This window comes from Rathayibacter sp. Leaf185 (assembly GCF_001423885.1).
Taxonomy (GTDB): Bacteria; Actinomycetota; Actinomycetes; order Actinomycetales; family Microbacteriaceae; genus Rathayibacter.
On record NZ_LMPP01000002.1, the window covers coordinates 10,782 to 32,311 of the forward strand.

Sequence of the window (21,530 nt, forward strand, 5' to 3'; positions counted from 1 at the left end):
TCGGCTCGTTGAACCGCGACGGGCTCGCGGAATGCGCTGGTATCGACGAGCCGAACCGAATCCTGCGAGCCGGAGGGCGTCGTCGGTCGTGTTCGGCTCGCGGAACAGCGTTCGGCTCGCAGAATCCGCTCGTTCCTGCGAGCCGAACGTGATTCTGCGAGCCGGAGACATGCCGGAGACAGCCGTCAGCGGGGCGTGTAGCGGACCGGCGGGAACGCCGCCCGGACCAGGGCGCGCAACGACTCCAGCGACCCCGTCGCCAGACCCTGCGCCCGCGCCTGCACGAGGATGTTGCCGATCGCCGTCGCCTCGACCGGACCGGCGAGCACGGTCAGTCCGGTGCGGTCGGCCGTCAGCTGGCAGAGCAGCTCGTTCTGCGAGCCTCCGCCGACCACGTGCACCGCGCCGATCCGCTTGCCCGAGAGCGCGGTCGCCTGCTCGAGCGTCGTGGCGTAGGCCTCGGCCAGCGACTCGAGGATCGAGCGGACGAACTCCGCCCGGGTCCGCGGCTGGGCGAGGCCGCGCTCGACGCACCACTCGACGATCCGCCCCGGGATGTTGCCCGGCGGGGTGAAGCGGTCGTCGGCCGCGTCGAAGGTCGTGATCGGCCCGCGGATCGCGGCGGCCTCGGCGAGCAGCGACGTCAGATCGATCCGCTCGCCCGTCTGCTTCTCCCACGTGCGGATCGACTCCGACAGGAGCCAGAGACCCGACACGTTCTTCAAGAACCGGACACGCCCGTCGACGCCGCCCTCGTTGGTGAAGTTGGCGGCCCGACCCTCCAGCGAGACCACCGGCTTCTCGAGTTCGACGCCGACGAGCGACCAGGTTCCGCTCGAGATGTACGCGATGTCGTCGTCGGTCGACGGCACCGCGACGACGGCCGAGGCCGTGTCGTGGGAACCGACGGCGACGACTCCGAGCCGCGGGGGCGCGCCGAGTTCGGCGGCGACCGCGGGCAGCAGCGGGCCGAGCGCGGAGCCCGGCTCGATCAGCGGCGCGAGGATCTCGTGCGGAAGGTCGAGGCGCGCGAGGAGCTCGTCGTCCCACGCGCGGGTGTCGGGGCGCAGCAGCCCCGTGGTGGAGGCGTTCGTGATCTCGGTCGCGGCGACGCCGGTCAGCCAGTAGCCGATCAGATCCGGGATCAGCAGCGCCCGATCGGCGAGCGCGAGCGTCTCGCGCTCGGCCGCGAACTGGAACAGCGTGTTGAACGCGAGGTGCTGGAGCCCGTTGCGCCGGTAGAGCTCATCGGCGCCGATGCGCGCGTGCACGTCGACGACTCCGCGCGCTGTGCGCTCGTCGCGGTAGTGGTACGGCGCGCCGAGCATCCGGCCCTGGCGCAGCAGCGCGTAGTCGACGGCCCAGGAGTCGACGCCGATCGAGACGACATCGGGCTCCTCGCGCAGGGCGTCGGCGAGACCGGCGCTCAGGGACCTATACAGCTCGAGGACGTTCCAGTGCAGGCCCGAGGCCGACGCCTCCGTCACGCGCACCGGCTGGTTCGGGAACCGGGCGACGTGGCGCATCCGCAGCTCGTCGCGACCGACGTAGCCGAGGATCACCCGGCCGCTGGTCGCGCCGAGGTCGACGGCGGCGACGGCCTTCATCGGAGGAAGGCCGCCGCGACACCCGCGTCGACCGGCACGTGCAGCCCGGTGGTGTGCGAGAAGTCGGACGTGCAGAGCGCGAACACCGCGTTGGCGACGTTCTCGGGGACGACCTCGCGCTTGAGGATGGTGCGCTGGGCGTAGAACCTGCCCAGGTCCTCCTCCTCGATGCCGTAGGTCTTGGCGCGGTTGGCGCCCCAGCCGGAGGCGAAGATGCCGGAGCCGCGGACCACGCCGTCGGGGTTGATGCCGTTGACCTTGATGCCGAACTCGCCGAGCTCGGCTGCGAGCAGACGGACCTGGTGGGCCTGATCGGCCTTCGTCGCCGAGTAGGCGATGTTGTTCGGGCCGGCGAACACCGAGTTCTTCGACGAGATGTAGATGATGTCGCCGCCGAGCTTCTGGTCGACGAGCACCCGCGCGGCCGCCTTCGAGACGAGGAAGGAGCCCTTGGCCATCACGTTGTGCTGCAGGTCCCAGTCGGCCTCGGTGGTGTCGAAGAGCGACTTCGAGAGCGAGAGGCCGGCGTTGTTGACGACCAGGTCGAGCCCGCCGAACGCGAGGACGGTCGCGTCGATGGCCGCCTGCACGGCGGTCTCGTCCGAGACGTTCGCGGCGATGCCCACGGCGACGTCCGTCGATCCGAGCTCGGCCGCGGCAGCCCGCGCCTTGGCGAGGTCGAGGTCGGCGATGACGACGCAGGCGCCCTCGGCGGCGAGGCGGGTGGCGATGGCCTTGCCGATGCCGGAGGCGGCCCCCGTCACGAGCGCGATGCGGGAGGCGAGGGGCTTGGGCTCGGGCATCCGCTGCAGCTTCGCCTCCTCGAGCGCCCAGTACTCGATGCGGAACTTCTCGGCCTCGTCGATCGGCGCGTAGGTCGAGATCGCCTCGGCGCCGCGCATCACGTTGATCGCGTTGACGTAGAACTCGCCGGCCACGCGCGCGGTCTGCTTGTTCGCGCCGTACGAGAACATGCCGACACCGGGCACCAGCACGACGAGCGGGTCGGCGCCGCGGATCGCGGGGCTCTCGGGAGTCGCGTGAGCGTCGTAGTAGGCCTGGTAGTCGGCGCGGTACGCCTCGTGCAGCGCGGGCAGGCGCTCGAGGATCTCGGCGACGGAGGCGGAGGCCGGCAGGTCGACCAGCAGCGGCTTCACCTTGGTGCGGAGGAAGTGGTCGGGGCACGAGGTGCCGAGCGCCGCGAGGCGCGGGTGCTCGGTGCTCGCGAGGAAGTCGAGGACCTCGGCGGAGTCGGTGAAGTGGCCGACCTGCGGCCGGTCGTGCGACGCGATCCCGCGCAGGTGAGGGGCGAGGGCGGCGGCCTTGGCGCGGCGCTCCTCCTCGGGGAGGGCGGCGTAGCCCTCGAGGGCCGGGCCGAACGGCTCGGGAGCGCCGTGCTCGGCGATGTACGCGGCGGCGGTGGCGATGATCTCGAGAGAGTTCGCCTCCGCCTCGGCGCTCGTGTCGCCCCAGGCGGTGATGCCGTGACCGCCGAGGATCGCCCCGATCACGCCGGGGTTCGCCTCCTTGATCGCCGCGATGTCGAGGCCGAGCTGGAAGCCGGGGCGGCGCCACGGGACCCACGCGACCCGGCCGCCGAACGCCTCGGCGGTGAGCCGCTCGCCGTCGGCGGCCGTCGCGAAGGCGATGCCGGAGTCGGGGTGCAGGTGGTCGACGTGCGCCGCGTCGACGAGGCCGTGCATGGCGGTGTCGATCGAGGGGGCCGCGCCACCCTTGCCGTGCAGCGTGTAGTCGAAGGCGGCGACCATCTCGTCCTCGCGGTCGAGGCCGGGGTAGACGTTCGCGAGCGCGCGGAGGCGGTCGAGCCGCAGGACCGCGAGACCGGACTCCTTCAGGGTGCCGAGGTCGCCTCCGGAGCCCTTGACCCACATCAGCTCGACGGGCTCGCCGGTGACGGGGTCGGTCTCGACGCCCTTCGCGGAGGTGTTGCCGCCCGCGTAGTTCGTGTTCTTCGGGTCGGCGCCGAGTCGGTTCGAGCGGGCGATGAGCTCTGCGGCGGTCGAGGCCATGACTTCTCCGTCTGTGTGATCGAACGTGTTAACTATCACAGAAGCTAACAGTCGAGGTGGCGGGGAGTCAACAGAGCGCGAGGTGAACACCGGGCGACCGTCTCGACCTCGGGCGGGCGCGCCTCACCGCAGCTCGACCAGTCCGCGGAACGGCTCGAGCCGCTCGTCGGACGGATCGAGCTCGGTGACCATCACGCTGATCGCCGCCCAGTCGAGCGCCCTGGCGAGTGCCGACCGCTCGAGCTTCGACGAGTCGACGAGCAGGACCGTCTCGCTCGAGGCGGCGACGAAGACCCGCTTGACCTGCGCCTCCTGCAGCGTCACCTCGCTGGTGCCCGTGATCGAGACGGCCGAGGCCGAGGTGAAGAAGCGGTCGTAGTGCAGCTCGGCGGCACTCGCGCAGGCGAGGGGGCCGACGAAGCTGTCGGTCTCCTCCTCGAGCTCACCGCCGATCAGCACGACCCGGGCGCGGGTCGCGCGGGCGCTGGCGTGGTTCTCGAGCGAGTTCGTCGCGATCAGGAGCGCCGGCGACTCGGGGGCGGCACCGAGGAAGGTCCCCGCCGTCGAGGAGGCGTCGACCGCGACGGCGCCGGAGGCGGGCAGCAGGGCGACGGCCTTGCGCGCGATCCCGCGCTTCGCGGCGGCTCCGGCGGCGAGGCGCTCGGCGAAGGGGCGGGGGCGGAGTGCGGCGACCGCACCACCGCGGACCCGGCTGAGCCGGCCCTCCGCCTCGAGATCGGCGAGGTCGCGCCGCACCGTCATGGTCGAGACGTCGAGCTCGGCGGCCGCGTCGTCGAGGCGGATCGCGCCGTCGCGCTCGAGGAGGCCGATCAGCCGAGCGCGCCGCTCAGCGGAGTCCACCGTGGCCATGCCGCTCCGTTCCCGCAGCCGCGTGGGCGCCCGCCCGGTCGAGCGTAGTGTCGCGGCCGCGGGTCAGCTCCGCTTCTCGCCGTCGCGGCGGACCTGGTGGGCGGGGTCGCGCCCCGTGACCGGGAAGGGGCCGGTCACACCCTCGCGGAGCGCGGCGATCCGGAGGATGCGGTCGCGCTGGAGGAACCAGCCGGCGATCAGGAGCGGGATGACGATCACGAGGGACGCGATGGTCAGGGTTCCGACCGGGAAGTCGATCGCCATCAGCACGAGCACCACCGCCAGGAACACCAGCGTGAGCCAGGAGGTGACCGGGGCGCCGGGGAGCCTGAAGGACGGCTCCTTCACGAGGCCCTTCTTCGCCCACTGCCGCAGCCGCATCTGGCAGAGGATGATCGTGCCCCACGCCGTGATGATGCCCAGGCTCGCGATGTTGAGGGCGATCTCGAACGCCTGGCTCGGCACGAAGTAGTTCAGCACCACTCCGGCGACCGTGAAGGACGCGGTGAGCAGGATGCCCGCGTAGGGGACACCACCGCGGGACATCTTCGTCGTCCACTTCGGCGCGGATCCGTTCATGCCCATGGAGTGCAGCGCGCGACCGGTCGAGTACAGGCCGGCGTTGAGCGAGGAGAGCGCGGCGGTGAGCACGACGAAGTTCATGATCGAGCCGGCGATCGTGCCCACCTCGGGGCCGCCGATCGACGAGAAGAAGGTGACGAAGGGGCTCTCGCCCTCCTTGTAGGCGGTGTAGGGCAGCAGCAGCGACAGCAGGACGATCGAGCCCACGTAGAAGACCGCGATGCGCACGATGACCGAGTTGATCGCGCGCGGGATGACCTTCTCGGTGTTCTGCGTCTCTCCAGACGCCGTGCCGACGAGCTCGATGGCCGCGTAGGCGAACACGACCCCCTGCATCACGAGGACCGCGGGGAGCAGGCCGTTGGGGAGGATCCCGCCGTTCTCGGACAGGATCGAGATCCCCGTCTGCACGCTCTCGCCGCCGGCCTGGACGGGGAAGGCGAAGATCAGCCAGACGAGAGCGACCACGAGGAACGCGACCAGCGCGGTGACCTTGATCAGGGCGAACCAGAACTCGAGCTCGCCGAACACCTTGACCGCGACCATGTTCGCGGCGAGGACGACGACGAGAGCGATCAGCGCGAGCAGCCACTGCGGCGCCGCGGTGAACGCCGACCAGTACTTGAGGTAGACGGCGACCGCTGTCGTGTCGACGATGGAGGTCATCGCCCAGTTGAGGAAGTACATCCAGCCGGCCGCGTAGGCGAACTTCTCGCCGTAGAACTCGCGGGCGTACGAGATGAACGAGCCCGACGACGGGCGGTGCAGCACGAGCTCGCCGAGGGCGCGGAGGATGAAGAAGGCGAAGATCCCCGCGACCAGGTAGGCGATCGCCAGCGCGGGCCCGGCCGAGTTGAGGCGGCCGCCCGCACCGAGGAAGAGCCCGGTGCCGATCGCCCCGCCGATGGCGATCATCTGCAGCTGCCGGGGCTTCAGGCCGTGCTGGTAGCCCTCCTGCTCGTGCGAGAAGTCCTGCGCGGGCGAGCGGTCCTCGCCGATGTCGTCCTGGGCTGTCATGGCGGCACGCTACTTGCCTCGTGCCCCCCTCCGCTCGCGGATCAACGGAACCTGTGGACGGAATGAAAAGACCCGAGGGTGGGGAGGACGAGGCTCCCCACCCCGCTCCTCACTCGCCCCAGGAGACCTCGAGGTCGATCACCCAGGTGACGCCGAAGCGGTCGCGGATCATGCCGTACAGCGGCGACCAGGAGGCCGGCCCGAACGGCACGACGACCGTGGCTCCCTCGGCGAGCGTCGTCCAGTAGCCCTGCAGCTCGTCGGCGTCGGTGCCCCGCACCGAGACGAAGACGGGGATCGTGCCGGGGTCGTAGGGCGTGTGCGACGGCACGTCGTACGCCATCACGTGGAAGCCGGTCTCGGAGGCGACCTGGCCCCACATCAGCTGGTCCGCCTCCTCGGGTGCTGTCACGTTCTGGGCATCGGAGTAGCTCAGTGCGTCGAGCCGGCCGCCGAAGACGGACTGGTAGAAGGTGAGCGCCTCGCGCGCCCGGCCGCGGAAGTTGAGGTGGGTCGTGGTGGTGATGCTCATGGTCTGCTCCTCTGATCGCCGGGATCTCTTCCCGGAGGCACCGACTCTCGCCCCAGAAGAGGACGAATACCGTCCTCTTCTCGAATGAGCATCGGCCGCATGACCTCGGCCTCCTCTCGTGTGCTCCGCCTGCTCTCGCTCCTGCAGGTACGTCGGGTCTGGCCGGGCGAGCTGCTGTCGGAGCGGCTCGAGATCACGCCGCGGACGGTGCGGCGCGACATCGACCGGCTGCGCGGGATGGGCTACCGGATCCGCGCGATCAAAGGCCCCGACGGCGGATACCGGCTCGACGCGCTCCGCTTCACGACGATGACTCCGGAGGCACCCGTCGTGGCGCCCGAGGTGCTCGTCGCGGTGTCCGCGGCGGTGCGGGCGCGCGAGGTGCTGCGATTCGACTACTCCGGCGCCGAGGTGCCTCGACGTGTCGAGCCGCACCACCTCGTCTCGCGGGAGAGGCGCTGGTACCTCGTCGGCTGGGATCTCGACCGGGACGACTGGCGGGTGTCCCGCGCCGATCGGCTGGCGCCCCGGACGCCTCGCGGCGCGCGCTCCCTGGAGGCGGTGTCGCAGCGTTCCTCGACGCCCGGTTCATGGGCGGAGAAGCGGGTGGCGGCTGGCCGTGCCGGGGCTCCGTGAGGCTCGGGCTGCAGGTGAGCGAGGTGCAGCCGTACGCGGTGGACGGCGCGGTCGAGGACCTCGGCGCCGACGGGTGCCGGCTCTCGCTCGGCGCGTGGACGTGGGAGGCGCTCGCCGCGTCGTTCGGCCGGTTCGGCGGCGAGATGAGTGCGGTGGAACCCGCGGAGCTGGTTGCGGCGTTCGGGGTGCTCGCCCGGGGGTTCGAGGCTGCTGCTACGGGTCGATGAGCATCTGAGGCTCCTCCACAGGGCGGATTCCGCGACCGACTTTCCTGTTGCCATCCGAGCGTGGCCATACTCGGGTGGGTCCGGGCATACGGTTCCCTCGCTGCACTCGACGCAGCCCGCATCGCCCACTCGGGCGACGGCACTCCGAGATCAGAAACGGGTTCCACCATGTCCCTCCGCACCCCCGGCTCACGCCGCTCCTTCCTCACCGGCCTCGCCCTGGCGGGCACGATCCTGGCCGCTCCGGCGGCCGCCGCCGCGTACACGACCTCCTATCCCGAGGGAGGGACCTGGATCCACGGGGTCAGCAGCGGGAGGGTGCTGTCGTCGTACCAGCACGGGTCGCGGTGGCACCGGGCCTCGGTCGACAACGGGACGCTGTACCGATCGTCGTGCCGGGCCCCGTCCGGCACGGCTGCTGTCAGCGCGCCCGCCCGGCCGCTCCAGGTCGATTACGCCTACTACAGCTTCTGCTGAGCCGCCTTCCGCCGGTGGGTGGGGCTCAGGCCCCGCCACCCCTACAGCAGGGAGAGCTGTGAGAAGCAGGAGTGTGATCCTGGGGTACGTCCTGGCCGTCGTCCTCGCGGCGGTGCTCTCGGCCGTCTTCGTGCGTGCCTTCGACGCGCTCGGACCGGTCTGGAACGGCGGCTGGCAGTTGCGCGTCTCGGGTGAGGCCACTCCGGAGGTCAGCGCCGACGAGCTCTACCGGGAGCTCGCCTCCCTGGTCGAGCAGCGGGGGATCGACCTGGTCAGGCACGTCGCGGACTCGGACGATCCGGCGACGGTGCGTCACCTCTTCGTCGCAGGCCACGGCGCTGCTGCCGAGCTGCTCCGCGACGGGTACGGCGCCGTCGACACCTCGCGGACCACGACGGTGGCACCCCTGCTCGACCTCGGTTCACTCGACCCTCGCGGTGCCTATCTCGTCGGCGGTGAGCGCGACGACGCGGTGGCTGTGCTCGCCGTGATGCAGGCGGAGGGGTGGGCGGGCGAGGTCTCGCCCTACGCCTCCGGGATCGACGTCGACACGTACCGGGAGTACGGAGACCTGATGCGGGTGCTCGGCATCGCTCTCCTCGGGGTCGCCGTCCTGGTCGGCGCGGGGACACTGCTCCGGAGCCGCGCTCACGGCGTCCAGCGCCTGCACGGAGCGGGGTCGATGGGAATCCTGCTCACCGAGTGGAGACATCTCGCTCCGCCGGTGCTCGTTCTCTCGCTCGGCGGTCTGGCCGCGCTGGCAGGCGCAGGGAGTGCCCTCAACGGGCTGGCCCAGCTGCCGACGATCGCCGTGCTCTTCACCCGGCTGCTCGGGCTGCTCCTGCTCGCGGCCGTCGTCGCGCACGTGCTGTCGATCGCGCTCACCGACGGCCGTCGGGTGATCGACCAGGTCAAAGGTGAGATCGACGGCTGGTGGGTGCTCGTCGGTGTCTACGCCGTCCGCGTCCCCGCGGTCCTGGTCCTCCTCGCCGTCGTCGCGGCGCTCGGGCAGAGCGCCCGAGTGGCCGATGTCGAGAGCAGGAGCCGAGAGTTCTGGAGCACTGCGGGCGACGCGGTGACGATCGCCCTCGCCGGGTACGCGAGCGAGGACGAGTACCGCGCGGCAGTCCCGGAGCTCGCAGCGCTCGTCGAGTCGCAGGCCTCTTCGGGGCGGGTGGTTCTCGTCGAGCCGTCGGTCGGCGAGGAGCGGGACGTGCTCCTCGTCAACGAGGGGTACCTCGCCGCGGTGCAGGTCCTCGGCAGCGACGGAGAGCGGCTGCTCGACGTCCCCGACGGCGTGATCACCGTTCTGGAGCCCGAGGACACCGGCGAGGAGCGCCGACAGTCGTTGCTGGCCGATCTCCGCAGCTGGCAGGAGATCCAGGTCCACGTCCAGGCACCCGCGTCGGGAACCGCCGGTCTCCCGATCGCAGAGCGCATCATCCCCTCGGGCCAGACGCTCTACACGTTCCGCACGCTCGACTCCGACCTCTACTCCAGGGAGACCACCCTCGACGACCCGATCGTCATCGTCGTGCCTTCGGTCTCGGTCGTCGCTCCCTCGGAACTCTTCTCGGCGATCACCCGCGGTGCGGTCGTCTTCACGGCTCCCGAGTCGATCCCGGAAGCGGTCGAGGAACGAGGGCTCTCCCGCATCGTCGCCTCGATCACGCCGGTCGCCTATCAGGCGAACGAGCAGTACCAGCGAGCCCTCGGCACCCACTCGATCAACCTGATCGGTCTCGCCGGGGGTGCCCTGGTGGTCCTCCTCACCGGACTCATCGCGGCCGTGGTGCTCGTCGAGAAAGACCGGCAGCGCGCCTTCGTGCACCACTTCTCGGGGCTCGGACCGCTGTCCGCGCATCGGAAGGGGCTCCTCCTCGAGGGAGTGCTGCTGGCGGCGACGCTCGTGCTCGCGGTGGTGCCGATGTGGCTCCGGGACCCGCGAGACGTGCAGACCGTCCTCGACCTCGGAACGGTCGACACCGAGACCTTCGTCATCGAGCAGACCGCGCTGGCGGTGGGGTTGACCGTGCTCAGCGGTGCGCTCCTCGTCGCGTGCCTCGGGCTCGCTCACGTCCGCGCGGCCCGCTCGCGCTCCGTCGACTCCTGATCCCCCCGACCTCGAAAGGGACACCGTGATCCTCGCCACCGACCTGACCAAGGGCTACGGCCGGCGCTCGCTCTGGAGCGGACTCGACGTGACCGTCGCCTCCGGCAGCACACTCGCGCTGACCGGAGCGAGCGGCAGCGGCAAGTCGACGCTGCTCAACTGCCTCGGGCTGCTCGACGCCCCCGACTCCGGCTCGATCGAGGTCGACGGGGAGGAGATCACGCGTCTGCGGGCGAGCGGCCGACGGCGCTTCCGGAGGCACCGGCTCGGCTACCTGTTCCAGAGCTACGCCCTCGTCGACACCGCCACCGTCGAGCAGAACCTCGCGATCGCACTGGGGGAGCGCCGCGGTAGGGCGGGCCGGTTCGAGGGCGCACTCGACCGGGTCGGCCTCGGTGGGCGGGGGCGCGAGCGGGTGTCGCGGCTCAGCGGAGGGGAGCAGCAGCGGGTCGCCCTCGCGCGCCTCCTCGTCAAGAGCCCGACCGTCGTGCTCGCCGACGAGCCCACCGGAGCCCTCGACTCCGAGAACGCCGCGATGGTGCTCGACGTGCTCACCGAGCTCGCCGGCCACGGCGCGAGCGTCGTCGTCGCCACGCACGACGACTCCATCGCGAGCTGGTGCGACGCGAGACTCCACCTCTCTGCGCCGGTGCGAGCGTGAGACGCGGGTCCGGTCGGGCGCGGAGTCGAGGGGTTGCCACGGGGCGCGAGAAGGGATGGGCTGGCGGGACGACAGAGAGAAGAGAGGTGTCTCATGACGCAGACCTTCCCCGCATGGTTGCGGGATCAGGAGAAGAGGGACGACGAGGTCGGCGAGTTCGCCCAGACCTTCGCCGGCCGCGACGATCTGCCCGAGCACGGCGGCCGCGCGATCTACGACGGCTACTTCGCGAGCGAGCCCGCCTCGGCGCAGAGCGGGCTCGACCGGGCCTGGATGGAGTTCCAGGCGCACCCCGAGCCGTCCGCGACGTCCGACGAGCCGGAGGGACTCCGATGAGCGACCCGTCGTCACTGGAGAACCAGACGCCGAGCCCCGTGGAGGACCCGCTGGACCAGCCGGACAAGCCCTCGCAGGCCGAGGGCGAGGATGAGCTCGACACCCCGGTCGAGGTCCTGCCGGCCGACGGCAGGCCCTCGAAGGCCGAGGGCTGACCCAGGGCGAGCAGGGGGGACCCGGACCGTCGAGAGGTCGCGCTCCCGCGCGCGGCCTCGTCGGTCCGGGGTTCCCTCACCGCCGGACGTCAGCAGGAGCTGGACAGCACGCTCAGCGGCTCGCTGCCGCCATCAGCTCCTGGGCCTCCGGGCTCTCGGGGTAGAGCGCGAGGACGCGTTCGAGGTCGCGGCGGGCCGGAGCGCGGCGCCCGTCGGCCAGGTGAGTGCTCGCCCGCTCGAACAGGGCCTCGACGCGCAGCTCGATCGGACGGGCGGTGGTCACGTTCGGCCGCACCACCTTGTCGAAGGCGTCGAGCGAGCTCTCGATCAGTCCGAGCTCCCGCAGGGCGATCCCGCGCCGGATCAGCACGGCCGCTGACGCCGCATCGATGTTCATGACGGGCGCCGAGAACCGGGCCACGTCGCTCCACCTCCGCCGGGCCGAGTACAGCGAGGCGAGCGTCGACGCCGCGAGAGTCGACGGCTCCAGCGCCTCGACGGCGGCCGTCGCGCCCGAGGGGTCGTCGGTCGAGGCGAGCTCGGCGTAGAGCAGGCGCAGCGCCGTCGCGTCCAGCGGCACGTCGACGTCGAGGCCAGCACTCAGCGGCAGATGCGCCGAGAGACCGATCCCGTAGCGGCGGAGGAACGGGTCGGCCGCCGGGTCGTAGCGGGTGCGCACCAGCCAGCCGGCCAGGCGGATCGCGCGGTCGTCCTCGGGCCGAGCCAGCGCATCACGGACGAGCTCGATGACGGCGGCGAGACGGGAGCCCTCGGGCGAGGTGGCGGTCGCCTCGTGCAGCTCCGATGCGGGGGCACCCGTCCGGATCAGGCGGATGAGCGGCGCCTCCCACGGCTGCGCGAGAGCCGACGGGCGCACGAGCCCCGGGCCGCTCGGCATCGTCAGGGCGGCCGACAGTCGGGAGCGAGCGCGCCGGCCGGACAGCGCTGGGCCGACGACCGGGTGCAGGCGAGCACCTGCGAGGCTGCGGAGCTCGCCCTGCTGCCGGAATCCGACTCCCACTGCCCGTCCCCCTGCGCTCGACGGAGGAACCCGAAACGCCCCCCGAATGCCCGAGTTTACGGGTTTCCGCGGTGCACTTCCCCCCGAAAGGGGCCCGATATCGAGGCGTCGATCGACGGATGCACCGAGTGGCCGTCCCCGAGGGGGCGGCCACTCGTCACACCGAGGTGAACCGCGACGAGTCCGCGGCGCTGCGCTCGACCGCGTCGAGCACGCGCTGCACCTGCAGAGCGTCCCTGAACGACGGCGTCGGCTGGCGGCCCTCGGCGATCGCGGTGACCAGATCGACCACCTGGTGGCTGAACACGTGCTCGTAGCCGAGTCCGTGCCCGGTCGGCCACCAGTTGCCCGCGTACGGGTGAGAGGGCTCGGTGACCTGGATCCGCCGGAAGCCCTGCGCCTCCTCGGGATCGCGGCCGTCGTAGTACTCGAGCTCGTTCATGCGCTCGAAGTCGAAGGCCACCGAGCCGTGCTCGCCGTTGATCTCGATGCGGTTCGCGTTGCGGCGTCCGAGCGCCACCCGCGTCGACTCGAACACGCCGAGCGCGCCCCCGGAGAAGGTCGCCGTGAAGGCGGCGGCGTCGTCGACCGTGACGGGTCCGCGCTCGGCCCCCTCCTCGGCGCGCCCGCCGAGCCCTGCCTGCTCCGAGAGCACCGGGCGGTCGGTGACGAACGTGCGCAGCATCGCCGAGACTCCCGCGATGCTCTGGCCGGTGAGCCACTGGGCCGTGTCGATGCTGTGCGCACCGATGTCGCCGAGCGCTCCCGAGCCCGCCTTCTCCTTGTCGAGTCTCCAGGTCAGCGGGGCCTCGGAGGAGCTCAGCCAGTCCTGCAGGTACTGCCCGCGGACGTGCCGGATCTCGCCGAGCCTGCCCTCCTCGATGAAGCGCTTGGCGAGCGCCAGAGCCGGCGTCCGGCGGTAGCTGAAGCCGCACATCGCGACTCCCTCGGCGGCGTCGGCGGCCGCGGTCATCTCCTCCGCCTCCGGGACCGAGCGCGCCAGCGGCTTCTCGCAGAGCACGTGCTTGCCGGCCTGGAGGGCCGCGATCGCGATCTCGGCGTGCTGGTCGCCCGGCGTGACGATGTCGACGAGATCGATGTCGTCGCGCGCGATCACCTCGCGCCAGTCGATCGACGACTCCTCGGCGCCGAAGTTCTGCGCCGCAGCGGAGGCACGGCCGGCGTCACGCCCGACGACGACCGCGAGCTGCGGGTGCAGCGGGAGCTCGAAGAAGCGCGGCGCGGTCCGCCAGGCCTGGGCGTGGGCGCGGCCCATGAAGGCGTGGCCGATCATCGCCACTCGCAGTGTGGTGGTCATGGTTGTTCTCCGTTCGCGGGGTCTAGGCGCCGACGGGCGCGAGCTCGCCCGTGGTCGTCTGCAGCGGCACGACCTCGGGTCGCTCCACCGTGCTGACCAGCGTGACGACCGCCTTGTCGCGACTCGAGCTCAGGACGGCATCCATGATCTCGAGCACGTGCAGACCCAGCCTGCCGGAGGCGCGGTGCGGCCGCCCCTCCTCGATCGCCTCGGCGATGTCGGCGAGACCGACTCCGCGGCCCGTGTCGATGTAGCCGGCCGAGTCGGGGACGCTCTCCCACTCTCCGTCGCGCACCGCGATCTCGACCGCGTCCGAGAACATGTTCGGATCGGGGACGGCGAGGGTCCCCTCCGTGCCGTAGATCTCGAACTTCGGAGCGCGGCTCTTCCAGACCTCGAAGCTGACGGTCACGGTGGTCGTGACGCCGTTCGCGTGCTCGAGCAGCGCGCTGATGTGGGTGTCGATCGACACCTCGATCGGCGTGCCCGCGCGGGGTCCGGATTCGATCGTCCGCGGCCGGGACGAACGCGTCGCGACTCCGGTGACGCGCACGACCGGCCCGAAGAAGTGCACGAGCGCCGTGAGGTAGTAGGGGCCCATGTCGAGCAGCGGGCCGCCTCCCGGCTGGTAGTAGAACTCGGGCGCGGGGTGCCAGCGCTCGTGCCCGGGTGCGGTCCACTGCACCTGGGCGGCGATCGGCTCGCCGATGACGCCGGACTCGAGGGTGCGGCGAGCGGTCTGGATCCCCGTGCCGAGGACGGTGTCGGGGGCGCTGCCGAAGCGCAGGCCCAGCTGCTCGGCGAGGTCGAGCATCGGAGCCGCCTCCGCCGGGTTCAGGCCCAGCGGCTTCTCGGCGAAGACGTGCTTGCCGGCCTGGAGCGCCCGCGTGCCGATCTCGACGTGGGCCGCGGGGATCGTGAGGTTGAGCACCGCGTCGACCTCGGGGTCGGTGAGCAGCTCGTCGACCGAGAGGGCGCGCACGCCCTGCTCGGCGGCGACCTCGCGGGCGCGCTCGGTGTTCAGATCGGCGACCGCGACCAGGCGCAGGCCGGGGAAGGTCGGGAAGTTCGCGAGGTACTGCTCGCTGATCTTGCCGACTCCGACGATTCCGACTCTCAGCGGGAGGCCCACAGAAGTCCCCTCTCGATGATGGTGCGGACGTTGGCGTCCTGGAGGATCTCGACGCGGTGGCCCGGGGTCGAGACGAAGATGCGGCCCTCGCCCCAGAGGCGGGTCCAGATCGCGGGGGAGGTGATCGGGCGGTGCCACGGGTCCCACGGTCGGACCGCCTGGGTGGTGGTCGCGAGCACGTCGTTGTAGTCGTCGTGCAGCACCCAGTACTGCTCGGTGGTCAGCTCGAAGTCGCCGATGCCCTGCGTGATCGGGTGGTCGGCGGCGGCCGGCGTCATCTCGATCGTGTGCGGCACGTAGTTGTCGGACTGCTCGCCGGTGCGCTCGTCGGGGTGCTTGCCCGGGTGCGAGGCGAACTGGCCGCCGATGAGCTGGAGGTAGTCGGAGTTGTTGCGGTACGAGTCCGCGATGCCGCCGTGCCAGCCGGCGAGGCCGGTGCCGTTCTCGATCGCCGCGCGGAGCCCGACGAACTCGGGCCACTCGATCGAGGTCATCGTGTTCGACTGCACGATCAGGTCGACGGTGCGGAGGTACTCCTCGTCGGCGTAGACGGCGGTCGACTCCTCGACGCGCACCTCGAACCCGTTCTCGGCGAGGAAGGGGAGGAAGAGCTCGGTCGCCTCGACGGGCTGGTGCCCGTCCCAGCCGCCGCGGACGACGAGCGCCCTCCTGCCGGGGGTGGTCGGGGAGTGGTCGGTCATCGTCGTCCTCGCTGTGCCGGGCGGATCGCTCCGCGTTCTTCGTCGAACTTGCGCAAAACAATGCCCCACGGAGGGGCGCTCGACCATTCTGTCCCTCGTCGCCCGGCCAGGCAAGCGGGACTACGAGCCTGAGAAGGCAGAAAGAATTGTCTGAGTTGCGCAATCGGGGTGGGCTACGGTGGCAGCATGGACGGCACCGGCGCGACTCCCAAGCCCACGATGGCGCGCATCGCCGCGCTCGCCGCGACCAGCGTGCCGACGGTGTCGAAGGTCCTCAACGGCGGGACCGACGTGTCGGAGGCGACCAGGCTCCGCGTGATGGAGGCGGCCCACCAGCTCGGCTACCGGCGCCGTCCGAAACTGCGGCCCGCGGCCGAGGACCCCCGAGTCGCGAGCATCGTCGACGTCGTCGTCGGCCACCTCGACGGGAGCTGGATCGGCCCCGTCCTCGGCGGGATCGAGGAGGAGGCGTCGGCCGCGGGGGTCGACCTCGTGCTCACCCGGGCGCGGCGCGACGGCGACTGGGTCAGCCGCCTCCTCCGCCGTCCCTCGCTCGGGGCGATCGTGGTGCTGGTCGCGGTGTCACCCGCGCAGCTGCACCTGCTGACCACCGCCGACATCCCGGTCGTCGTCGTCGACCCGAGCACCCGGCCCCCGGCCGACGTGGCGAGCATCGGCGCGACCAACTGGGACGGCGGGCGCATGGCGGCCGAGTACCTGCTCGGTCGCGGCCACACCCGCATCGGCGTCCTCGGCGGCGCACGGTCGCAGCTCTACAGCAACGCGAGGATCGACGGCTTCACCACGGCACTGCGCGCGGCGGGCGTCGAGGCGGTCGGCATCGCGTACTGCGAGTGGGACCGCGAGCAGGCCCGGTCGGCCGCGGGCGCGATGCTACGCGCCTCCGTGCCGCCGACCGCGGTCTTCGCCTGCTCGGACAGCATGGCGCTGGGCGTCTACGAGGCGGCCGACGACCTGAGGCTGCGGATCCCCGACGACCTGAGCGTGATCGGCTTCGACGACGTGAAGGAGTCGGCCTGGGCGACGCCGCCGCTGACCACTGTTCAGCAGCCGATCGCCGAGATGGGCGCGGCGGCGTTCCGGATGCTGCACCAGGCGCACCGGTCGTCGCGGCCCGTTGCGTCGAGTGCGAAGCGGATGGAGCTGGAGACGCGCCTGATCGAGCGCGCGTCGGTGGCGGCTCCGCGGAACTGAGGGTCCGCGGTCAGGGCTGCCGCAGGTGCGGCCGCAGCACCGCCTCGACGAGTCCGAGCTGGCGCGCGGGCTCGGTGACGGATCCGCGGGTCACCCACTCGACCTGCTGACCGGACATGACCGACAGCAGCAGGTCGACGACCGATTCGAGGGGCGTGCCGGCCGCGAGCTCGCCCGCGGCGACCGCCTCGCGCAGCCGATCGGCGATCGCGGCGCGCCACTCTCCGTCGACGCTCGACACGGTGGAGGCGAGCGAGTCGATCACCGCGACCCGGCCCCAGAACGAGACGACGAGTCGCGCCTCCGCTCGGGTCACCGCGTCGAGCGGCAGGATCTCGGTCACCATCGCGCGCAGCGCCGCGAGGCCGGAGAGTCCGGCAGCGCGCTCGGCGATCCGCTCGTTGGTGCGGCGGAACACGACGTCGAACGCTCCGGACAGCACGGCGTCGAAGTTCGGGAAGTAGTGCCAGAGCGAGCCGGTGGCCACGCCCAGCTCGGCGGCGATCGCGCGCGAGGTGGCGGCCTCGAGTCCGTCGCGGTCGGCGATCCGCAGCAGCGCGTCGACGATCGCACGGCGTCGGGCGTCGTGGTCGACGATCTTCGGCATGACTCCATTCTCGGGGAGCAGCGGTGCCGGCCCCGTCGGTCGCGGACGTTAACGCGACCGTAATCAGACCGAAACGGTTATTGAGCGCTGGCTCAATAACGTTGCGCACGACGCTTCCCGATGCTCCTCCCGGGATGCGCCCGATGCCCCTCCCGGCCCCTGTCCGCGCCGGTTCCGCTGCTCCTCCCTCAGCCCTGGAGGCTCCCATGGTCATGCCCGTCGACACCCTCGTCGTCGCCGAACCCGCTCGCCTGCGCGGCTCGCTCGGACCCACCGCGATCGTCTTCATGGTGATCGCCGCCGCCGCCCCGCTCACCGTCGTCGCGGCGAGCCCGATCGGGATGGCGCTCACGAACGGCGGGGGAGTCCCCGCGAACTACCTGATCGCGGGAGTCGTCCTGCTGCTGTTCGCCGTCGGCTTCACGACGATGGCGCACCACATCAAGGACGCCGGCGCCTTCTACTCGTTCATCGGAGCGGGCCTCGGCCGGCTCGTGGGGAGCGGTGCCGCGTTCCTCGCGCTCTTCACCTACCTCGCGATCCAGACCGCGATCTACGCCTTCTTCGGTTTCTCGACCTCGGCGCTCCTCGACTCGCTCGGCGTCGCCGGGACGCCGTGGACGCTCTGGTCGGCGCTGGCCATCGCGGCGGTCGGGCTGCTCGGGTACCGCGACATCGACCTCTCGGCGAAGGTGCTCGGTGTACTGCTCGTGCTCGAGGTGCTCGTGATCGTGGTGCTGGCCGTCGCCGTCCTGGCGCGCGGCGGCAGCGAGACGGAGGGGGTCACCGTCGCGTCCTTCTCGCCCGCGGTCGTGCTCTCCGGCCCGGTCGGGCTCGGCGTGATGATGGCCTTCGGCGGCTACACCGGCTTCGAGTCCACGGCGATCTTCCGCGACGAGGCCCGCGACCCGAAGCGGACGATCCCACGGGCGACCTACGCCGCGGTGATCGCGATCGGCGTCTTCTACACCCTCGCCACCTGGGCGCTCGTGGTCGCCTGGGGTACCGGCGGTCTCCAGGGTCTCGCGCTCGAGCACACCGGCGATCTGCTGCAGCTCACCGCGACCACCTACGTCGGCTCGTGGCTCGCCCAGGCCATCGCCGTGCTCCTGTGCACGAGCCTGCTGGCCTGCGTCATCTCGTTCCACAACGTGGTCAGCCGCTACCTGCACTCGCTGGGGCGCACCGGCCTGCTGCCCGCCGGTCTCGCGGGCACGCACTCGGCGCACGGCTCACCGCACCGCGCCTCCGTGGTCGTGACCGTCGTCTCCGTGCTCCTCCTCATCGTCTGGACCGCGAGCGGTTGGGATCCGCTGCTGCAGGTGTTCACCTGGATCTCCTCCGTCGGCGCGATCGGCATCATCCTGCTCTTCGTGCTCGCCTCGGTCGCGGTGATCGCGTTCTTCGCCCGCACCCGTCTCGACCGCCGCGCGTGGAACACGGTCGTCGCTCCCGTCCTCTCCCTGGTCGGCCTGGTCACCGTTCTCGTGCTCGCCGTCACCAACTTCCCGACCCTCACGGGCTCGACCGATCCGGTGCTCAACACGGCGCTCGCGGGCAGCGCCGTCGGCGCCTTCGCAATCGGCCTCGCCGTCGCCCTGTGGGTGCGCCGCGCCCGCCCGTCGCGGTGGGCGCTGGTCCGCTTCGACTCCCGTGACGACTCCGCCCCCTCTCTCTGACACCGCCCGCCGGCCCTCCCTCTCGCTCTGGAGCAGATCATGACCTCGACCACCGACACCGCCCTCGCCGCCTGCATCCCCCTCGCGACGCATCCGCTCGACTCTCTGCACCCCGGTGAGATCGACCGGTTCCGCGCCGCCCTCGACGCGGCGGGACTCGTCAGCGAGTCGACCCGCTTCGCCTCCGTGCTGCTCCGCGAGCCGCACAAGAGCGCCGTGCTCGCCTTCACCCCCGGTGATGCGGTGCCGCGCGAGGTCACCGGCCTGATCACCGACCTCGCCGCGAACACCCTGACCCAGGTCGTCGTCGACCTGATCACGGGATCCGTCGCTGCCGACCGCCTCGACCCCGCCGTGACCGGCTGGGGGCCCTCGCTGAACGAGGACTTCCCCGCCGCCGATGCGCTGGTCAAGTCCGACGAGCAGTGGGTCGACGCCCTGGCCCGCCGCGGCGTCACCGAGCTCGACCGCGTGCGGACCGTCCCGCTCTCGGCCGGCGTCTACGGCTACGACGACGAGGTCGGCGTGCGCGTCTACCGGGTCCTCGCCTTCTGGCAGGAGTACCCGACCGACTCCGTCTGGGCCCACCCGATCGACGGAGTCGTCGCCCACGTCGATCTGACGAACGGACGGGTGCTCCGGGTGGTCGAGACGGACGTGATGCACGTGCCGCGGGAGTCGGGCGACTACCTCGACCCGGCTGTCCGCGGCCCTGAACGGACGACGCTGAAGCCGATCAGCATCACCCAGCCCGAGGGGGTCTCGTTCGAGCTCGACGGATCGGTGCTGCGCTGGCAGAACTGGGAGGTCCGGATCGGGTTCAACGGACGCGAGGGGCTCACGCTGCACCAGCTCTCCTTCGAGGACCAGGGTCGCAAGCGCCCGATCATGTACCGCGGCTCGATCTCGGAGATGGTGGTGCCCTACGGCGACCCCACTCCCACGCACGCCTGGCAGAACTACTTCGACGTCGGCGAGTACCAGTTCGGCCGCCTCGCCAACTCGCTCGAACTCGGCTGCGACTGCGTGGGCGAGATCAGCTACCTCGACGCGGTCGTCGTCGACGACCTGGGAGCCCCGACCACGATCCGCAACGCGATCTGCATCCACGAGGAGGACGCCGGGATCCTCTGGAAGCACACCGACGACTTCTCGGGCACGAGCGAGACCCGCCGACAGCGCCGCCTCGTCATCTCGTTCTTCGTCACCGTCGGCAACTACGACTACGGCTTCTACTGGTACCTCTCGCTCGACGGCACGATCGAGCTCGAGAGCAAGGCGACCGGCATCGTCTTCGCCTCCGGGCATCCCGGCGGCGACTACCCGTACGCCTCCGAGCTCGCCCCCGGCCTCGGCGCGCCGTTCCACCAGCACCTCTTCTCGGCCCGCCTCGACATGACGGTCGACGGAGTCGCGAACGCGGTCGACGAGATCGAGATCCAGCGGGTGCCGACCGGCCCCGGCAACCCGTGGGGCAACGCTCTGGGCCGCAGCGTCACTCCGCTGATCAGCGAGGCCGAGGCGCAGCGCCTCGCCGACAACGCGGTCGGCCGCGTCTGGAGCGTGCGCTCGACCGAGACGACCAACCGCATGGGGCACGCCCCCGCCTACGTCCTGCACCCCGAGGGCAGGCCCGTCCTCGCGGCGGCCGACGACTCGTCCGCCCGCTCGCGCGCCGGCTTCTCGGCGAAGCACCTGTGGGTGACGCAGTACGACCGCGACGAGATGTGGGCCGCGGGCACGATCGTGAACCAGAACCCGGGCGGCGCGGGCCTGCCCGCCTACGTGCAGGGCGACCGGCCGCTGATCGGCGAGGACCTCGTGCTCTGGCACACCTTCGGCCTGACGCACTTCCCGCGGCTCGAGGACTGGCCGATCATGCCCGTGGACACCGCGGGCTTCGTGCTCAAGCCCGACGGGTTCTTCGACCGCAACCCGACCCTCGACGTCCCGGCCGTGGTGGGAGCGGCGCACTGCGCTCCGGAGCACCACGCGGGACACGTAGGCCACGGACACGAGGGCCACGGACACGGCGGCCACGGCCACGGCGGAGACGCCGGCGCCCACGCAGCGGGCTGACGCGGTGCCTCCGCTCCTGACCGCCGCGATGCTCGGGTCGGCGGTGCTCGCCACCTGCTGCACCGTCGCCGATCCGCACCGGCCCGGACGCGCGCGGATGCGGCTCGCGTCGCTGGTCATGCTCGCCGCGATGCTGGACGTCGCCCTGGTCGGTGCGGTGCTCCCGCTCGTCTGGGCGGTCGCGGTGGCCGTCGCGGGAGTCTGGGCGGTGGCGGCCGAGCGGGGCGGCTCCCCGGCGCAGGCGGGTCTGCGGGCGCACCGCGGCGTCGCGGCGATCACGATGGGCGCTCTGATGGTCGGCCACTCCGGCGGCGGCTCCGGTCACGGGCACGCGATGCTCGACGCGGGGCTCGTCGTCGTCGCCATGGGCGCAGTCGTGGTCGTCGGAGGCGTGCTGCTCACGGTCTCGCTGCTCGCGGGGTCGCGGCTCGCCGGGTCGCGGCTCGCCGGGTCGACGCGGCCGCGCGAGCGCCTCGCCGCACTCGAGCCCGCGCTGATGGCGCTCGCCGTGGGGGCGATGCTCGCGGCCTGAGGA

21 protein-coding genes are annotated in these 21,530 nt (G+C 71.6%); 11 read left to right on the forward strand and 10 right to left on the reverse strand.

Features of this window, described 5'->3' with window-relative positions; translation table 11 throughout:
* Window positions 1-185: 185 nt before the first annotated feature.
* The 5 genes from ASG06_RS07315 to ASG06_RS07335 form a co-directional block, all read right to left on the reverse strand.
* Window positions 186-1,607: a rhamnulokinase gene (locus ASG06_RS07315; protein WP_056040609.1), complete on the reverse strand. Its 1,422-nt coding sequence runs from the start codon at window positions 1,605-1,607 to the stop codon at window positions 186-188.
* Window positions 1,604-3,637 (reverse strand): bifunctional rhamnulose-1-phosphate aldolase/short-chain dehydrogenase, encoded by a 2,034-nt coding sequence (locus ASG06_RS07320; protein ID WP_056040611.1) that lies wholly within the window; start codon window positions 3,635-3,637, stop codon window positions 1,604-1,606. Before ASG06_RS07320 ends, ASG06_RS07315 begins: the two co-directional genes overlap by 4 nt.
* Window positions 3,638-3,760: 123 nt before the next feature.
* Entirely contained in the window at window positions 3,761-4,507 is a 747-nt protein-coding gene (locus ASG06_RS07325; protein ID WP_056040613.1) for a DeoR/GlpR family DNA-binding transcription regulator, read from the reverse strand.
* Between the two features lie 63 nt (window positions 4,508-4,570).
* Complete coding sequence (locus tag ASG06_RS07330) at window positions 4,571-6,106, reverse strand: amino acid permease (protein ID WP_056040615.1); 1,536 nt, start codon at window positions 6,104-6,106, stop codon at window positions 4,571-4,573.
* 109 nt (window positions 6,107-6,215) lie between these two features.
* Entirely contained in the window at window positions 6,216-6,638 is a 423-nt protein-coding gene (locus ASG06_RS07335; protein ID WP_056040617.1) for a VOC family protein, read from the reverse strand.
* Between the two features lie 99 nt (window positions 6,639-6,737).
* Here ASG06_RS07335 and ASG06_RS07340 point away from each other — a divergent pair, with 99 nt between their 5' ends.
* The 7 genes from ASG06_RS07340 (at window position 6,738) to ASG06_RS19920 (ending at window position 11,243) form a co-directional block, all read left to right on the forward strand.
* On the forward strand, window positions 6,738-7,274 hold the full coding sequence (locus ASG06_RS07340) for a helix-turn-helix transcriptional regulator (RefSeq protein ID WP_327205486.1): 537 nt from the start codon (window positions 6,738-6,740) through the stop codon (window positions 7,272-7,274).
* Window positions 7,275-7,288: 14 nt separating this feature from the next.
* Window positions 7,289-7,501, forward strand: a complete 213-nt coding sequence (locus ASG06_RS20640; protein ID WP_327205487.1) for a hypothetical protein — start codon at window positions 7,289-7,291, stop codon at window positions 7,499-7,501.
* Between the two features lie 168 nt (window positions 7,502-7,669).
* On the forward strand, window positions 7,670-7,978 hold the full coding sequence (locus ASG06_RS07345) for a lactococcin 972 family bacteriocin (RefSeq protein WP_056040619.1): 309 nt from the start codon (window positions 7,670-7,672) through the stop codon (window positions 7,976-7,978).
* A gap of 73 nt (window positions 7,979-8,051) precedes the next feature.
* Complete coding sequence (locus ASG06_RS07350; protein WP_056040621.1) at window positions 8,052-10,091, forward strand: hypothetical protein; 2,040 nt, start codon at window positions 8,052-8,054, stop codon at window positions 10,089-10,091.
* Between the two features lie 25 nt (window positions 10,092-10,116).
* Window positions 10,117-10,752, forward strand: a complete 636-nt coding sequence (locus tag ASG06_RS07355; RefSeq protein WP_056042404.1) for an ABC transporter ATP-binding protein — start codon at window positions 10,117-10,119, stop codon at window positions 10,750-10,752.
* Between the two features lie 93 nt (window positions 10,753-10,845).
* Window positions 10,846-11,088 (forward strand): hypothetical protein, encoded by a 243-nt coding sequence (locus ASG06_RS07360; protein ID WP_056040623.1) that lies wholly within the window; start codon window positions 10,846-10,848, stop codon window positions 11,086-11,088.
* The gene (locus ASG06_RS19920) at window positions 11,085-11,243 is read left to right on the forward strand and encodes a hypothetical protein (protein ID WP_156465919.1); all 159 of its coding nucleotides are present in this window, start codon (window positions 11,085-11,087) and stop codon (window positions 11,241-11,243) included. The genes ASG06_RS07360 and ASG06_RS19920 overlap by 4 nt, the downstream gene beginning before the upstream one ends.
* A 112-nt stretch (window positions 11,244-11,355) precedes the next feature.
* On the opposite strand, the gene ASG06_RS07365 is transcribed toward ASG06_RS19920, so the two are convergent.
* From ASG06_RS07365 to ASG06_RS07380, 4 genes are all read right to left on the reverse strand, one after another.
* Window positions 11,356-12,264: a tetratricopeptide repeat protein gene (locus ASG06_RS07365; RefSeq protein WP_056040625.1), complete on the reverse strand. Its 909-nt coding sequence runs from the start codon at window positions 12,262-12,264 to the stop codon at window positions 11,356-11,358.
* Between the two features lie 157 nt (window positions 12,265-12,421).
* Window positions 12,422-13,582, reverse strand: a complete 1,161-nt coding sequence (locus tag ASG06_RS07370; protein WP_056040627.1) for a Gfo/Idh/MocA family protein — start codon at window positions 13,580-13,582, stop codon at window positions 12,422-12,424.
* A 22-nt stretch (window positions 13,583-13,604) separates the two neighbouring features.
* On the reverse strand, window positions 13,605-14,714 hold the full coding sequence (locus ASG06_RS07375) for a Gfo/Idh/MocA family protein (RefSeq protein WP_056040628.1): 1,110 nt from the start codon (window positions 14,712-14,714) through the stop codon (window positions 13,605-13,607).
* Window positions 14,699-15,415 carry a ThuA domain-containing protein gene (locus tag ASG06_RS07380; protein ID WP_056040629.1) on the reverse strand — a complete coding sequence of 239 codons (717 nt, stop codon included), beginning with the start codon at window positions 15,413-15,415 and terminating at the stop codon, window positions 14,699-14,701. Before ASG06_RS07380 ends, ASG06_RS07375 begins: the two co-directional genes overlap by 16 nt.
* A 186-nt stretch (window positions 15,416-15,601) precedes the next feature.
* Between ASG06_RS07380 and ASG06_RS07385 the strand changes: the two genes are divergently transcribed.
* Window positions 15,602-16,630 carry a LacI family DNA-binding transcriptional regulator gene (locus tag ASG06_RS07385; RefSeq protein WP_156465920.1) on the forward strand — a complete coding sequence of 343 codons (1,029 nt, stop codon included), beginning with the start codon at window positions 15,602-15,604 and terminating at the stop codon, window positions 16,628-16,630.
* A 10-nt stretch (window positions 16,631-16,640) separates the two neighbouring features.
* Here ASG06_RS07385 and ASG06_RS07390 read toward each other — a convergent pair whose 3' ends face one another.
* A complete protein-coding gene (locus ASG06_RS07390) occupies window positions 16,641-17,237 on the reverse strand; it encodes a TetR/AcrR family transcriptional regulator (protein WP_056040633.1) in 597 nt (198 codons plus the stop codon).
* A gap of 212 nt (window positions 17,238-17,449) precedes the next feature.
* On the opposite strand from ASG06_RS07390, the gene ASG06_RS07395 reads away from it, so the two are divergent.
* The 3 genes from ASG06_RS07395 to ASG06_RS07405 are packed head-to-tail and all read left to right on the forward strand — an operon-like array spanning window position 17,450 to window position 21,527.
* A complete protein-coding gene (locus tag ASG06_RS07395) occupies window positions 17,450-18,916 on the forward strand; it encodes an APC family permease (protein WP_162239014.1) in 1,467 nt (488 codons plus the stop codon).
* A gap of 39 nt (window positions 18,917-18,955) precedes the next feature.
* A complete protein-coding gene (locus tag ASG06_RS07400; protein WP_082499049.1) occupies window positions 18,956-20,995 on the forward strand; it encodes a primary-amine oxidase in 2,040 nt (679 codons plus the stop codon).
* A gap of 4 nt (window positions 20,996-20,999) precedes the next feature.
* On the forward strand, window positions 21,000-21,527 hold the full coding sequence (locus tag ASG06_RS07405) for a hypothetical protein (protein ID WP_056040637.1): 528 nt from the start codon (window positions 21,000-21,002) through the stop codon (window positions 21,525-21,527).
* Window positions 21,528-21,530: the final 3 nt, after the last annotated feature.